The organism is Streptomyces sp. S063 (genome assembly GCF_002832675.1).
GTDB classification, from domain to species: Bacteria; Actinomycetota; Actinomycetes; order Streptomycetales; family Streptomycetaceae; genus Streptomyces; species Streptomyces sindenensis.
This window is the reverse complement of record NZ_CP021707.1, coordinates 2071269-2086069: the sequence shown is the minus strand read 5'-3', so window position 1 is coordinate 2086069 and position 14801 is coordinate 2071269. Positions and strand designations below refer to the sequence as shown.

Annotated in this window: 15 protein-coding genes; 12 read left to right on the top strand and 3 right to left on the bottom strand. The window is 71.1% G+C overall.

What is annotated here, in order from left to right:
* Window positions 1-50: 50 nt before the first annotated feature.
* Genes CCZ36_RS09540 through CCZ36_RS09530 form a run of 3 tightly spaced genes read left to right on the top strand, consistent with a single transcriptional unit; the run spans window position 51 to window position 2389 of the window.
* A complete protein-coding gene (locus CCZ36_RS09540) occupies window positions 51-410 on the top strand; it encodes a histidine triad nucleotide-binding protein (RefSeq protein WP_069736554.1) in 360 nt (119 codons plus the stop codon).
* A 44-nt stretch (window positions 411-454) separates the two neighbouring features.
* Window positions 455-1369 carry a ribonuclease Z gene (locus tag CCZ36_RS09535; RefSeq protein ID WP_069736555.1) on the top strand — a complete coding sequence of 305 codons (915 nt, stop codon included), beginning with the start codon at window positions 455-457 and terminating at the stop codon, window positions 1367-1369.
* A gap of 27 nt (window positions 1370-1396) precedes the next feature.
* Entirely contained in the window at window positions 1397-2389 is a 993-nt protein-coding gene (locus tag CCZ36_RS09530) for an adenosine deaminase (protein WP_069736556.1), read from the top strand.
* Here CCZ36_RS09530 and CCZ36_RS09525 read toward each other — a convergent pair.
* The gene (locus CCZ36_RS09525; RefSeq protein ID WP_128817453.1) at window positions 2353-3708 is read right to left on the bottom strand and encodes an MFS transporter; all 1356 of its coding nucleotides are present in this window, start codon (window positions 3706-3708) and stop codon (window positions 2353-2355) included. The two genes, CCZ36_RS09530 and CCZ36_RS09525, sit on opposite strands and share 37 nt — an antisense overlap.
* A 471-nt stretch (window positions 3709-4179) precedes the next feature.
* Between CCZ36_RS09525 and CCZ36_RS09520 the strand changes: the two genes are divergently transcribed.
* From CCZ36_RS09520 to era, 7 genes are all read left to right on the top strand, one after another.
* The gene (locus tag CCZ36_RS09520; protein WP_128817452.1) at window positions 4180-5322 is read left to right on the top strand and encodes a carbohydrate kinase family protein; all 1143 of its coding nucleotides are present in this window, start codon (window positions 4180-4182) and stop codon (window positions 5320-5322) included.
* A 188-nt stretch (window positions 5323-5510) separates the two neighbouring features.
* Window positions 5511-6575: a PhoH family protein gene (locus CCZ36_RS09515; RefSeq protein WP_079134095.1), complete on the top strand. Its 1065-nt coding sequence runs from the start codon at window positions 5511-5513 to the stop codon at window positions 6573-6575.
* Between the two features lie 12 nt (window positions 6576-6587).
* Window positions 6588-7085, top strand: coding sequence for an rRNA maturation RNase YbeY (ybeY, locus tag CCZ36_RS09510; RefSeq protein ID WP_006124330.1), 498 nt, complete (start codon window positions 6588-6590; stop codon window positions 7083-7085).
* Window positions 7082-8380: a hemolysin family protein gene (locus CCZ36_RS09505; protein WP_069736559.1), complete on the top strand. Its 1299-nt coding sequence runs from the start codon at window positions 7082-7084 to the stop codon at window positions 8378-8380. The genes ybeY and CCZ36_RS09505 overlap by 4 nt, the downstream gene beginning before the upstream one ends.
* Window positions 8377-8730: an MmcQ/YjbR family DNA-binding protein gene (locus tag CCZ36_RS09500; protein WP_006124328.1), complete on the top strand. Its 354-nt coding sequence runs from the start codon at window positions 8377-8379 to the stop codon at window positions 8728-8730. The genes CCZ36_RS09505 and CCZ36_RS09500 overlap by 4 nt, the downstream gene beginning before the upstream one ends.
* A 174-nt stretch (window positions 8731-8904) precedes the next feature.
* Entirely contained in the window at window positions 8905-9258 is a 354-nt protein-coding gene (locus CCZ36_RS09495) for a cytidine deaminase (protein ID WP_069736560.1), read from the top strand.
* Between the two features lie 84 nt (window positions 9259-9342).
* Window positions 9343-10317, top strand: a complete 975-nt coding sequence (era, locus tag CCZ36_RS09490) for a GTPase Era (RefSeq protein WP_176734585.1) — start codon at window positions 9343-9345, stop codon at window positions 10315-10317.
* A 25-nt stretch (window positions 10318-10342) separates the two neighbouring features.
* Here the strand turns inward: era and CCZ36_RS09485 are convergent, their stop codons facing one another.
* The gene (locus CCZ36_RS09485) at window positions 10343-10609 is read right to left on the bottom strand and encodes a protealysin inhibitor emfourin (RefSeq protein WP_010070649.1); all 267 of its coding nucleotides are present in this window, start codon (window positions 10607-10609) and stop codon (window positions 10343-10345) included.
* Between the two features lie 70 nt (window positions 10610-10679).
* Window positions 10680-11756: a M4 family metallopeptidase gene (locus CCZ36_RS09480; RefSeq protein WP_069736561.1), complete on the bottom strand. Its 1077-nt coding sequence runs from the start codon at window positions 11754-11756 to the stop codon at window positions 10680-10682.
* Between the two features lie 290 nt (window positions 11757-12046).
* Here CCZ36_RS09480 and leuA point away from each other — a divergent pair, with 290 nt between their 5' ends.
* Both leuA and CCZ36_RS09470 read left to right on the top strand, forming a co-directional pair.
* The gene (leuA, locus tag CCZ36_RS09475) at window positions 12047-13831 is read left to right on the top strand and encodes a 2-isopropylmalate synthase (protein WP_069736562.1); all 1785 of its coding nucleotides are present in this window, start codon (window positions 12047-12049) and stop codon (window positions 13829-13831) included.
* 165 nt (window positions 13832-13996) lie between these two features.
* Entirely contained in the window at window positions 13997-14701 is a 705-nt protein-coding gene (locus CCZ36_RS09470; RefSeq protein WP_128817451.1) for a TerB family tellurite resistance protein, read from the top strand.
* Window positions 14702-14801: the final 100 nt, after the last annotated feature.

Genomic DNA, 14801 nt, shown 5'->3' with positions numbered 1-14801 from the left:
GCTCTAGCATGAGCCGTACTGATCACCAGCGAACGAGGAGGCCCGGCGCCATGGCGGGAGAGCCGCAGACCGACTGCCTGTTCTGCAAGATCGTCTCGGGAGACATCCCGGCGACCATCGTCCGTGAGAGCGCGACCACCATCGCCTTCCGCGACATCAACCCGCAGGCCCCGACCCACGTCCTGGTCATCCCCAAGACCCACTACCCGGATGCCGCCTCCCTCGCCGCCGCCGAACCGCAGATCGCCGCCGACGTGCTGACCGAGGCCGGAGCGGTCGCCGCCGACGAGAAGATCGACTCCACCGGCTACCGGATCATCTTCAACACCGGCTCCGGAGCGGGCCAGACCGTCTTCCACGCGCACGCCCACGTCCTGGGCGGCCGAGGCCTTCAGTGGCCCCCCGGATAGGACCTCGCAGCGCATAGTCCCTCGTAGCGCAGGAGCGTTTCCCCATGTCCGTACGCGAGCTGGTGGTGCTCGGCACCGCCAGCCAGGTCCCCACCCGCCACCGCAACCACAACGGCTATCTGCTGCGCTGGGACGGCGAGGGCATCCTCTTCGACCCCGGTGAGGGCACCCAGCGCCAGATGCTGCGGGCCGGGGTCGCCGCGCACGACATCCACCGGATCTGCGTCACCCACTTCCACGGCGACCACTCCCTCGGGCTCGCGGGGGTGATCCAGCGCATCAATCTGGACCAGGTGCCGCACCCGGTGACCGCCCACTACCCGGCGAGCGGGCAGCACTTCTTCGACCGGCTGCGGTACGCCACGGCCTACCGCGAGACCGTGGAGCTGGACCAGGTACCGGTAGCCGGGGGCGGCGGAATCCTCGCCACCACCCCCGCGTACACCCTGGACAGCAAGAAGCTCTCGCACCCCGTCGAGTCGTACGGCTACCGCCTCACCGAGCCCGACACCCGCCGCATGCTGCCCGCCCTGCTCAAGGAGCACGGCATCGCCGGACCGGACGTGGGCCGCCTCCAGCGCGAGGGCTCCCTCGGCGGCGTCACCCTGGAGCAGGTCTCCGAGCACCGGCGCGGGCAGCGGTTCGCGTTCGTCATGGACACCCGCCTCTGCGACGGGGTGTACGCGCTCGCCGAGGGCTGCGACATGCTCGTCATCGAGTCGACCTTCCTCGACGAGGACGAGAAACTGGCCGTCGACCACGGCCACCTGACCACCGGACAGGCCGCCCGGGTCGCGAAGGAGGCGGGCGTCCGCCACCTGGTGCTCACCCACTTCTCCCAGCGCTACAACGACCCGGAGCTCTTCGAGACCCAGGCCCGCGCCGCCGGGTTCGACGGCGAACTCACCGTCGCCCAGGACCTCATCCGCGTCCCGGTCCCCACCCGGCACCACCCCTGAGAACCCCCACCCCGTTTGCGAGACACCGTGCACCTCCCCAAGGCAGAACTCCACCTCCACATCGAAGGCACCCTCGAACCCGAGCTGGCCTTCGCCCTCGCGGAACGCAACGGGGTGACCCTGCCGTACGCCACCACCGACGAACTGCGCGCCGCCTACCAGTTCGACGACCTCCAGTCCTTCCTGGACCTCTACTACGCGCTGATGGCCGTCCTGCGCACCGAGGACGACTTCACCGAACTCGCCGACGCCTACCTCGCCCGCGCCGCCGCCCAGGGGGTCCGGCACGCCGAGATCTTCTTCGACCCGCAGGCGCACACCGCCCGGGGCGTCCCCATCGGTACGGTCATCGAAGGACTCGGCCGCGCCCTGGAGCGCAGCGAGGAGACCCACGGCGTCTCCACCCAGCTCATCCTGTGCTTCCTGCGCGACCTGTCCGCCGAGTCGGCCCTCGGCACCCTCGACGCGGCCAAGCCGTATCTGCACCGGATCAGCGCCATCGGCCTGGACTCCGCCGAGGTCGGCCACCCGCCCGCCAAGTTCCGCGCCGTGTACGAGGCGGCCACCGCGCTCGGCCTGCGCAAGGTGGCCCACGCGGGGGAGGAGGGCCCGCCGGAGTACATCCGGGAGGCCCTGGACATCCTCGGCGTTGAGCGCGTCGACCACGGGCTGCGCTGCATGGAGGACCCGGAGCTGGTGGCGCGCCTGGTCGCGGACCGGGTGCCGCTCACGCTCTGCCCGCTCTCCAACGTCAGGCTGCGGACGGTCGACAAGCTCACCGACCACCCGCTGCCGCGGATGATGGCCGCAGGGCTTCTCTGCACGGTCAACTCCGACGACCCCGCCTACTTCGGCGGGTACGCAGGAGACAACTTCGACGCCGTCCGCGAGGCGCTCGCCCTGGACCCGGAGCAGCTGCGCACCCTGGCCCGCAACTCCTTCGAGGCGGCCTTCCTCGACCACGACGAGGAACGCCGGGCTCGCTACCTGTCCGAGGTCGAGGCGTACGCGTTCGACTGACCGGAACCGCCGTCCGGACCGGCCGTCCGGATCGCGCTGCGCACCAGCCGCCTGCGCCGTACACGGAGTTCGGTGACGGCCTGCTCCGGTGAGCCGAGCTTCGGCACCGCGCCGGACAGACCGCCGCCGGTGGTGGCGGCGAGCAGCGCTGCCGGGGCGCCACCGCGACGCCGTACCGAACCGGGCACCAGCGGACGGCCACCGGTGTGCAGCGCCACGGCGGTCACCGGGGCGGCGACCAGCAGGGTGGCCGCCCCCAGGATCAGCCCCATGGCCGGGTAGCCGGCCTCCTCGGAGAGCACGCTCCCCAGCAGCGGGCCGCAGGCCACCCCCACCGAGGAGGCCGAGCCCGCCAGCACCGCCCACCGGCCGCGTACGTCCAGGGAGGCGGCCAGGCCGATCAGATAGGACAGGACCACCGGGTAGACGGTGTTCCACATGATCTCGCCGGTCGCGAACGAGCCGAGGTCCCGGGCCGAGGAGCTGAGCACGATGCTCGCGGCGATGACCACGGTCCCGAGCCCGATCGGCACCGCCCGGCCGAGCCGCGCACCGAGCAGCCCGGCGCCCGTCACCCCGAGCAGCCCCGCGCCGAGCGCGGCGGCGAACACCGCGCCGACGGTGACCTCGGACAGCCCCGCCTGATCGAGGCCGATACGGCTGCTCACGCCCCACAGCGCGTTCTGCGCCATGGACCAGATGAGCATTCCGCCCGCCAGGACGAGCCCGGAGCGGCGGTGCGGCAGTCGGCCGGTGACCGGCGAGCTGGTCTCCTCCGCCGCCCGTACGCCGTCGAGCCGGGCGGTGGCGGGCCAGACGAGCAGGGCGACCAGGGCGATCGCGGCGAACGGGAGCCGGTGGCCGCCGCCGAGGTGAGGGATCGTCAGGTAGAGGACGCCCGCGGTGGCGGAGACGGTGAGCAGTCCGAGCGAGGACGTCCGGTGCGGGTCGCGCCGGGCGGCGATCCCGGACGCCGCGACGGCCGTCGCCGTGCCCGAGCCGAAGCCGCCGACCATCACACCGAGCACCACCAGCGGTACGGACCCGGCGAGCGCGGCCGAGCCGTAGCCGACGGCGGCCAGCACCAGTCCGGCGCGGGCGGGGGTACGGGCCCCGAACCGCTCGACCCGGCCCGCCAGGGCGAAGCCCGCGCCGGCCGAGCTGAGGAGCAGGGCGCTGCCGACCAGACCGGCCTGGGCGGGGCTCAGCCCGAGATGGGCGCTGAGCCGGCCGACGACGGTGGGCAGCAGATAGGAGGCGAGGTAACCGGCGGTGAACACGGCCACCAGGGGCCACGCGGCGCCAGGGCGCGAGGACATGGGCGTTCCTGAAGACATGCCTGAGCAGGCAGGGGGAGGGGAGGGGGTACTGCGAGAAGGCGTGGGTACTGCGAAAAGGCGTGGGTACTGCGAAAAGGCGTGGGGGTGCTGCGAGAAGGCGAGAGGGGGTGAGGCAGGAAGGGGTACTGCGGGAAGGCATGGGGGTGCTGCGGGAGATATGGCGCTATGCCGGGGGATTGCGGCTCTCGTCGGACAACGTCCCCGAGGGTGCTCGCGGGGCAATTTGTATCAAGCGCTTCCGGCTCCCCGAAAGCCGCCCTGATGTGATCTGGGTCACTTATGCGTTTATGCAGCCGAACCCCGGGTATTAGCGCATGTTTATGCAGGTCAGGCGTGCTGCGAACACATGGGCGCGGACACTGCGTTCCCCTCCGCCGATCGGGCAGACTGGCCGCACCTCACACGGTCCGGATCCCGCCACGATCCGCCGCACGACCCCGGGAGCGCACGGTGAGCACAGACACTCCGGGCATCGACCCGCTGGAGGCGCTGCGCGCCCCGCGCGACCCCGCCTGCGACGTCTTCCTGACGGGCCCGGTCTTCCTCGACATCATCTTCACGGGCCTCGACAGCGCCCCCGTGCGCGGCACCGAGTCCTGGGCCCGGGGGATGGGCTCCAGCCCCGGCGGCGTCGCCAACATGGCCACCGCCCTCGCCCGCCTCGGCCTGCGGACCTCCCTCGCCGCAGCCTTCGGGGACGACCACTACGGGGAGTACTGCTGGGACGCGCTGGAGCAGGGCGAGGGCATCGACCTGTCCATGTCGCACACCGTCCCCGGCTGGCACTCCCCGGTCACCGTCTCCATGGCGTACGAGGGCGAACGCACGATGGTGTCGCACGGCCACGAGGCCCCCGCCCCGGCCGGAACCGGAACCGCGACGGGGGCCACCGGAACCGGAGCCCCCACCGGAGCCGCCGCCCCGGTCTTCCCGCGGTGCCCGCCGCGCGCCCGCGCCGCCATCGCCTCGCTCACCCCGGGCCGGAGCGAGCCCTGGGTGGCCGCCGCCGCCCGCGACGGTGCGCTGGTCTTCGGCGACGTGGGGTGGGACGAGACCGGCCGCTGGGACCTGGACGCCCTGCCCGACCTGGCGCACTGCCAGGCGTTCCTGCCCAACGCGGAGGAGGCGATGCGCTACACCCGTACCGACTGTCCGCGCGCCGCCGCGCACGCGCTCGCAGAACGCGTCCCGCTCGCCGTGGTCACCCTCGGGGCGGAGGGCGCGTACGCCGTGGACGGCCGCACCGGCACCGCGGCGGCGGTGCCCGCCATCGAGGTGGAGGCGCTCGACCCGACCGGGGCGGGGGACGTCTTCGTCGCCGGTTTCGTGACCGGCACCCTCGCCGACTGGCCGCTCGCCGACCGGCTCGCCTTCGCCGGGCTCACCGCCGCCCTCTCGGTCCAGGAGTTCGGCGGCTCGCTCTCCGCCCCCGGCTGGGCCGAGATCGCCGCCTGGTGGCAGCTGATCCGCACCTGCGACCGCCAGGACCCGGCCGCCCTGGAGCGCTACGCCTTCCTGGACGACCTGCTGCCCACCACGGCCCGTGCCTGGCCGCTGCGGCGTGCCGTGCCCACGATCGGCTTCCGCCAGTGAGCGCGCGGCGGCCGGCCGCACACGGGGGCGCCGGGCGGGTCGCGCACGGGGCGCCGGGCCGGGTCGTACACACGGCCGGTAAAACCCCTCGGTGTTGTCACTGCCAGGTCGTAGGCTTGGTAATCCAGAGGTTGTCGAGCAGCGAGAACCCTGCAACGGGAGGTATGCGCAGGCCATAGGGCCGGCCCATGACTCAGTCACCCACACAGCCGCAGGCGCGTGCCCAGATCAGGATCCCGGCCGCACACCCCATGGTGATGCTCCTCGGATCGGGCGACTCGCTGTTGCGCGTGATCGAAGAGGCCTTCCCGGCGGCCGACATCCATGTCCGGGGCAACGAGATCAGTGCCACGGGTGAGGCTGCGGACGTCGCTCTCATCCAACGCCTGTTCGACGAGATGATGCTCGTGCTCCGCACCGGAGCGCCGATGACGGAGGACGCAGTGGAACGGTCGATCGCCATGCTCAGGGCGGCCGGCAACGGACAGGGAGACCCCCAGGGCGAGACGCCCGCCGAGGTGCTCACGCAGAACATCCTCTCCAACCGCGGCCGCACCATCCGCCCCAAGACGCTCAACCAGAAGCGGTACGTGGACGCGATCGACGAGCACACGATCGTGTTCGGCATCGGTCCCGCCGGTACGGGCAAGACGTACCTCGCCATGGCCAAGGCGGTCCAGGCACTCCAGTCCAAGCAGGTCAGCCGGATCATCCTGACCCGCCCCGCGGTCGAGGCGGGGGAGCGGCTCGGCTTCCTGCCGGGCACCCTGTTCGACAAGATCGACCCGTATCTGCGTCCGCTCTACGACGCGCTGCACGACATGCTCGACCCCGACTCGATCCCACGGCTGATGGCGGCGGGCACGATCGAGGTCGCGCCGCTGGCATACATGAGGGGTAGGACCCTGAATGATGCGTTCATCATCCTCGACGAGGCGCAGAACACCAGCGCCGAGCAGATGAAGATGTTCCTCACCCGCCTCGGCTTCGACTCCAAGATCGTCATCACCGGTGACATCACCCAGGTCGACCTGCCGAGCGGCACCAAGAGCGGGCTGCGGCAGGTCCAGGAGATCCTTGAGGGTGTGGAGGACGTGCACTTCTCCCGCCTCACCTCCCAGGATGTCGTCCGGCACAAGCTCGTCGGCCGTATCGTCGACGCGTACGAGAAGTACGACAGCCGAAACGGTCAGCAGGACGGTCGGGCGGAAGGCCGCCAGGACGGCCGGCGCGACCGCCGAAAAGGGAAGTAGCCGCAGAGCACCATGTCGATCGATGTCAACAACGAGTCCGGAACCGAGGTCGATGAGCAGGCGATCCTCGACATCGCCCGCTACGCACTGGCCCGGATGCGGATCCACCCGCTCTCCGAGCTCTCGGTGATCGTGGTGGACACCGACGCCATGGAGCAACTGCACATCCAGTGGATGGACCTCCCCGGCCCGACCGATGTCATGTCCTTCCCGATGGACGAGCTGCGTCCGCCGGCCAAGGACGACGAGGAGCCCCCACAGGGGCTCCTCGGTGACATCGTGCTCTGCCCGGAGGTCGCGAAGAAGCAGGGCGAAGAGGCCCCGACGCAGCACTCCATGGACGAGGAGCTCCAGCTCCTGACCGTCCACGGGGTGCTGCACCTGCTGGGGTACGACCACGAGGAGCCGGACGAGAAGGCCGAGATGTTCGGTCTCCAGGCCGCCATCGTGGACGGCTGGCGCGGGGAGCGCGGGCTCACCGGCGCCTCCCCCGCCCCCACCGTCTCGTGAGTACCCCGCTGATCGTCGGTGCCGTCCTGCTGGTCATGGTCGGCTGGCTGGCCGCCTGCGCCGAGGCGGGCATCGCCCGTACCTCCAGCTTCCGGGCGGACGAGGCGGTCCGGTCCGGCCGGCGCGGCAGCGCGAAGCTCGCGCAGATCGCGGCCGACCCGACCCGCTATCTCAACGTCGCCCTGCTGGTGCGGGTCGCCTGCGAGATGTCGGCCGGGGTCCTCGTCACCTACGTCTGCCTCCAGGAGTTCCCCGAGACCTGGGAGGCGCTGGCCGTCGCCATGGGCGTGATGGTCCTCGTCTCCTACGTCGCCATCGGCGTCTCCCCGCGCACCATCGGCCGCCAGCACCCGCTGAACACGGCCACGGCCTCGGCGTACGTCCTGCTGCCCCTGGCCAGGATCATGGGCCCGATTCCGCAGCTGCTGATCCTCGTCGGCAACGCGCTCACCCCCGGCAAGGGATTCCGCAAGGGCCCCTTCGCCAGCGAGGCCGAGCTGCGCGCGATGGTCGACCTCGCCGAGGCCGAGTCGCTGATCGAGGACGACGAGCGCCGCATGGTGCACTCGGTCTTCGAGCTGGGCGACACCCTGGTCCGCGAGGTCATGGTGCCGCGTACCGACCTGGTCTCCATCGAGCGCTTCAAGACGATCCGCCAGGCCCTCACCCTCGCGCTGCGCTCGGGTTTCTCCCGCATACCGGTCACCGGCGAGAACGAGGACGACGTCGTCGGGATCGTCTACCTCAAGGACCTCGTCCGCAAGACGCACATCAACCGCGAGTCCGAGGCCGACCCCGTCTCCACCGCGATGCGCCCCGCCGCCTTCGTCCCCGACACCAAGAACGCCGGGGACCTGCTGCGCGAGATGCAGCAGGACCGCAGCCATGTCGCGGTCGTCATCGACGAGTACGGCGGCACCGCGGGCATCGTCACCATCGAGGACATCCTGGAGGAGATCGTCGGCGAGATCACCGACGAGTACGACCGGGAGCTGCCGCCCGTCCAGGAGCTGGAGAACGGCTGCTACCGGGTCACCGCACGCCTCGACATCGGGGACCTCGGTGATCTCTTCGGGCTCGACGAGTACGACGACGAGGACGTGGAGACCGTCGGCGGACTGCTCGCCAAGGCGCTCGGCCGGGTCCCGATCGCCGGTGCCTCCGCCGTCGTCGAGCTGCCGGACCAACGCAGGCTGCGGCTCACCGCGGAGTCCCCGGCGGGCCGCCGGAACAAGATCGTCACGGTGCTCGTGGAGCCCGAGCACCAGGCGCCCGAGGAGAAGGAAGCGGAATGACGCCGGAGCGGCTGCGGGCCTTCTGCCTGGAGTTCAACGCGAGCGTGGAGGAGTTCCCGTTCGGACCGGAGACCTCGGTCTTCAAGGTGCTCGGCAAGATGTTCGCCCTCACCGCGCTGGACGCCCGCCCGCTCACGGTCAACCTCAAGTGCGACCCCGACGAGGCGATCCGGCTGCGCGAGACGCACACCGCGATCGTGCCCGGCTGGCACATGAGCAAGCGGCACTGGAACACGGTCACCGTCTCCGGCGTCCCTGACCGGCTGCTGCGCGAGATGATCGAGGACTCCTACGACCTGGTGGTCGCCGGACTCCCCAAAGCGGAACGACTCCGCCTGGACCGGCCGTAAGCCACGGGCCGTCGAACGCGAGGCGTTACGCGGACGGGTGCGCCCGCCCGGTGGGCGCACCCGTCCGCGTAACCCCCCGCAACACCGGCCCGGTGCCGGGGGAGCGCGACCGGAGCGACCGGTACGGGGGTGGCCCGCGCGGCCGGCCCGCCGCCCGCTTCGTATGCTCGTGCCATGACCGACACCACCGACCTCGACGCCGAGGACCGCAAGATCGTCACCCTGGCGCGCAGCGCCCGCGCCCGCAACGGCGTGCCCGAGGGCGCGGCCGTACGCGACGAGACGGGACGTACGTACGTCGCGGGCACGGTGGCGCTGGAGTCGCTGAAGCTCAGCGCGCTGCAGACCGCCGTCGCCATGGCCGTGGCCAGCGGCGCCACCTCGCTGGAGGCGGCGGCCGTCGTCTCCGCCGCCGAGACCCCCGCCGACGACGACCGGGCCGCGGTGCGGGACCTGGGCGGACCGGACACCCCGGTGTTCCTCGCGGGCCCGGACGGCACCCTGCGCGCACGCGTCACGGCGGGTTAGGGGGCGTCCCGGCGGCCGTTCCCCCCGGCGTTCCGGCGCGTCCCGGCGTACCGCTGTACGAGAGCGCCGCCGGGATCGGGGAGAATGGTCGCCATGAGCGCTCGACCGAACCAAGAATCCGCTGCCCAGCAAGCGGAGACCACCTCCCCCCACCGGGCCGGCTTCGCCTGCTTCGTGGGCCGCCCCAACGCGGGCAAGTCCACCCTCACGAACGCTCTCGTCGGTCAGAAGGTGGCGATCACCTCCAACCGCCCCCAGACCACCCGGCACACCGTGCGCGGCATCGTCCACCGCGACGACGCGCAGCTGATCCTGGTGGACACCCCCGGCCTCCACAAGCCGCGCACGCTGCTGGGTGAGCGGCTCAACGACGTCGTGCGGACCACGTGGGCCGAGGTCGACGTCATCGGCTTCTGCCTGCCCGCCGACCAGAAGCTCGGCCCCGGCGACAAGTACATCGTCAAGGAGCTCGCGGGGATCAAGAAGACCCCCAAGATCGCCATCATCACCAAGACCGACCTGGTCGAGTCGAAGGCGCTGGCCGAACAGCTCCTCGCCGTCTCCGCCCTCGCGGATGAGCTGGGCTTCGAGTGGGCCGAGATCATCCCGGTCTCGGCGGTCAAGGACCAGCAGGTCAGTCTGCTGGCCGACCTCATCGCCCCGCTGCTCCCCGAGAGCCCGCCGCTCTACCCGGAGGGCGACCTCACCGACGAGCCGGAGATGGTCATGGTCGCGGAGCTGATCCGCGAGGCCGCGCTGGAAGGCGTTCGCGACGAACTGCCGCACTCCATCGCGGTCGTCGTCGAGGAGATGCTGCCGCGCACCGACCGCCCGGCGGACAAGCCGCTGCTGGACATCCACGCCAACGTCTACATCGAACGCCCCAGCCAGAAGGGCATCATCATCGGCCCGAAGGGCAAGCGGCTGAAGGACGTCGGCACCAAGTCCCGCAAGCACATCGAGGCGCTGCTCGGCACGCCGGTCTTCCTGGACCTGCATGTGAAGGTCGCCAAGGACTGGCAGCGCGATCCCAAGCAGCTGCGGAAGCTCGGCTTCTAGCGTTCGTCCGGCAGGGGTGCCGATCTCACGCGCCCTCCTTGAGGACGCGTGAGATCAGCGTGCGCTGCGCCCCGGTCAGATCGGGGTCAGCGCAGTACACGGTGCGGCCGTCGACGGTGATCGCGTACCGGAAGCCGTCCGGCACCCCGGCCGACGGGGTGTCCCGCGCCGCGCCGAGCGCCTCCTCGGCGAGGGAACGCCACTCGGCGGCGTCCGCCCGGCCCTCCGTGTCGACCTCATGGCGGCGGGCGATGCCGGCGAAGCCGCCGGTCCGGCTGACCTGAATGCGCATGGGGTCCTGTCTATCGGGGGCCGGACGGGCACTCAACCCCGCCCGCCGATCGGGCACTCGACCGTCCGGTTCAGGTCCGGGTGGGGACGCCCACCTCCGACCAGGCCTTGAGGACCGCCTCCCGCTCGTCCGCCTCGCCGAAGCGGGCGCCCGCCGCCGCGACCGTCAGCCGGGCGAACTCCGCGAAGTCCGCGGTCGCCGTCAGCTCGCCGCCGGTCAGCACGTCGAACCAGATCTGCCCGGCGCGCTCCCACGCGTTCCCGCCCAGCGCGGTGGCCAGGAGGTAGAACGCGCGGTTGGGGATGCCGGAGTTGAGGTGGACGCCGCCGTTGTCCTCCTCCGTCTCGATGTAGTCGTCCATGGAGCCCGGCTGCGGGTCCTTGCCGAGGACGTCGTCGTCGTACGCCGTGCCCGGGGCCTTCATCGAGCGCAGCGCGTCCCCGCTGACCCGGGGCGCGAGCAGCCCGGCGCCGATCAGCCAGTCGGCCTGCTCGGCGCTCTGGCCCAGCGAGTACTGCTTGACCAGCGAGCCGATGACGTCGGACACGGACTCGTTGAGCGCGCCCGACTGGCCCTCGTAGCGCAGGTTGGCGGTGTACTGGGTGAGGCCGTGGGCCAGCTCGTGGGCGATCACGTCGACCGCGACGGTGAAGTCGAGGAAGATCTCCCCGTCGCCGTCCCCGAAGACCATCTGCTCGCCGTCGAAGAAGGCGTTGTTGTACTCCCGGCCGTAGTGCACGGAGCCGATCAGCGGGAGGCCCCTGCCGTCGATCGAGCTGCGCCCGTACGCCGAGAGCAGCAGTTCGAAGGTGGCGCCGAGCCCGGCGTACGCGCGGTTGACGCTGGCGTCGGAGGTGGGCTTGTCGCCTTCCTCGCGGACCTTGACGCCCGGCAGGGTGGTGCCCGTCTCGCAGTCGTACAGGATGCGCTGCGGCTTGCTGGGGACCGCGCCGGCGGTGTGCCGGATCGGTGTCGCGGCGAGCGCGGTGATCCGGCGGTGGTCACGGCGCAGGGCGTCGGCCGCCAGGGTGCGGCGGGCCGGGTCCGCGAGCCGGGTGTCGGCGGACCGGGAGAGGTGATCGAGGACGTGGGGCGGAACGATGGTGCAGAAGACGGGGTTGAGCTCGCCGTCGGTTCGAAGGTGCATGGATACGACTGTGGCACTCCGTCACCGCGCTGTCACCGGTTGCGACGGTGATTGACGAAATGGAGTGATGAGTCACTGTTTACCCGGCATCGATGTCCGGTCCCGCATACTGATACGGACCGACACCACGGGCCACACTCGGTTACGCTCGTCGCATCATGCGTTTCGGGCTGCTTCTTCTTAGCTGCCGCGGCGAGGGCCTGTAGTCGTAGGCCGACCCCCTCCCCGCGGAGTCTGGTGCTGCAGCGACACAGTCGGCCGATCCCCGCTGGACCGAGGAGCCCTACGCCATGACCACCGTGAATCCCGCCGGTAATTCTGTCGGCCGCCCCACTCCGATCACCAACGCGACGCAGCTGCAGAAGCCCTCCGGGATGCCGGTCCACAAGTACGGCCGCTACGAGGCCGTCGACATCACCGACCGCACCTGGCCCGACAACCGCATCACCGTGGCGCCCCGCTGGCTGTCCACCGATCTGCGCGACGGCAACCAGGCCCTGATCGACCCGATGTCCCCGGCCCGCAAGCGCGAGATGTTCGACCTGCTCGTGAAGATGGGCTACAAGGAGATCGAGGTCGGCTTCCCGTCCTCCGGCGAGACCGACTTCGCCTTCGTACGCTCCATCATCGAAGAGGGTGCGATCCCCGAGGACGTGACGATCTCCGTCCTGACGCAGGCCCGCGAAGAGCTGATCGAGCGCACCGTGGAGTCCCTGGTCGGTGCCCGCCGGGCCACCGTCCACCTGTACAACGCCACCGCCCCGACCTTCCGCCGCGTCGTCTTCCGCGGCTCGCGCGAGGAGGTCAAGCAGATCGCGGTGGACGGCACCCGGCTGGTCATGGAGTACGCCGAGAAGATCCTGGGACCGGAGACGATCTTCGGCTACCAGTACAGCCCCGAGATCTTCACCGACACCGAGCTGGACTTCGCCCTGGAGGTCTGCGAGGCCGTCTGCGACGTGTGGCAGCCGGAGGAGGGCCGCGAGATCATCCTCAACCTGCCCGCCACCGTGGAGCGTTCCACGCCCTCCACGCACGCGGACCGCTTCGAGTGGATGTCCCGCAACCTGACCCGCCGCGAGCACATCTGCCTGTCGGTCCACCCGCACAACGACCGGGGCACCGCCGTCGCCGCCGCCGAGCTGGCCATCATGGCCGGCGCCGACCGCATCGAGGGCTGCCTGTTCGGCCAGGGCGAGCGCACCGGCAACGTCGACCTGGTCACCCTGGGCATGAACCTGTTCTCCCAGGGCGTCGACCCGCAGATCGACTTCTCGCAGATCGACGAGATCCGCCGCACCAGCGAGTACTGCAACCAGATGGAGATCCACCCGCGCCACCCCTACGCGGGCGATCTGGTCTACACCGCCTTCTCCGGCTCCCACCAGGACGCCATCAAGAAGGGCTTCGACGCGATGGAGAAGGACGCGGCGGCCCAGGGCAAGACCGTGGACGACATCGAGTGGGCCGTGCCGTACCTGCCGATCGACCCGAAGGACGTCGGCCGCTCCTACGAGGCCGTCATCCGGGTCAACTCGCAGTCCGGCAAGGGCGGTATCGCGTACGTCCTGAAGAACGACCACAAGCTGGACCTGCCGCGCCGGATGCAGATCGAGTTCTCCCGGATCATTCAGGCCAAGACCGACGCCGAGGGCGGCGAGGTCACCCCGACGCAGATCTGGTCCACCTTCCAGGACGAGTACCTGCCGAACGCGGAGAACGCGGGGGCGCGTTGGGGCCGCATCCAGCTGCGCTCCGGCCAGACCACCTCCGACACCGACGGCACCGACACCCTGACCGTCGAGGCCGTCGTGGACGGCGTCGACACCGTCCTGACCGGGTCCGGCAACGGCCCGATCTCCGCGTTCTTCGAAGCGCTGCAGGCCATCGGCATCGACGCCCGGCTGCTGGACTACACCGAGCACACGATGAGCGAGGGGGCCAGCGCCCAGGCCGCCTCGTACATCGAGTGCGCCATCGACGGCAAGGTCCTGTGGGGCATCGGCATCGACGCCAACACCACGCGCGCCTCGCTGAAGGCGGTCGTCTCCGCCGTCAACCGCGCGGCCCGCTGACGCCGAACGGGCACGACCCGAACCCCGACCTCCCGCTCCGGGAGGTCGGGGTTCGGCCATATCCGGGGGTTGTGACGTCCAAGAGGCTGACGCCCCCTCGCGAATGTGGCTAACATCACGTCCAACACACGGCAGTGTTGCCGGAGCGTTACGGAGGTGTGCGACGTGCGATCAGCCAAAGGACAACGCGCTCTGAGGCCGGTCCTCTGCGGCGTTCGCACGTTCTGGGACGCCGTCGGCGACGGCGTCTTCTTCTGCCCCTGCTGCGGGGGAGACCGCAACTACCGCCGGCTCACCGGCCGCCGCCGGCTCACCGTCCTCGGGGTCCCGCTGGTCCGCCGGGGCGAGGCCGAGCCCGTCGTCGAGTGCGCCGCCTGCCTGGCCCACCACGCCCCCGAGGCGCTGGACCACCCCACCACGACCCGGTTCTCCGCGATGCTCCGCGAAGCCGTCCACACCGTCACCCTGGCCGTCCTCGCCGCCGGGGGCACCACCTCCCGCACGGTCCTGGAGGCCGCCGTCGCCACCGTGCGCGACGCCGGGCTCGACGACTGCACCCAGGAGCAGCTGTTCACCGTCGTCGAGGTGCTGGCCGCCGACACCGGCCGAGGCTCCGGCACCGACCCGGCCGCCGAGGCCTGCGGCCCCACCCTCGCCATCGAGCTGCACGAGGTGCTGGCACCGCTCGCCCCGCACCTGGCCGGGGCCGGCCGCGAGTCCGTCCTGCTCCAGAGTGCCCGGATCGCCCTGGCCGACGGGCCCTACTGCGCCGCCGAGCGCCAGGTCCTGACGACGGTCGGCAGCGCCCTCGGCATCCCGGCCGAGGAGACCGCCCGGCTGCTGGCCGAGGCGGCCCGTACGCCGTCCTAGGCGGGCAGGACGGCCCTCGCAGGCCGCGGACGACCTCCTAGGCCCTCGTGGACCGGGTAAACGGCCCCAGGGCCTCCGTCGGCCGACCCCGGTGGGCGAC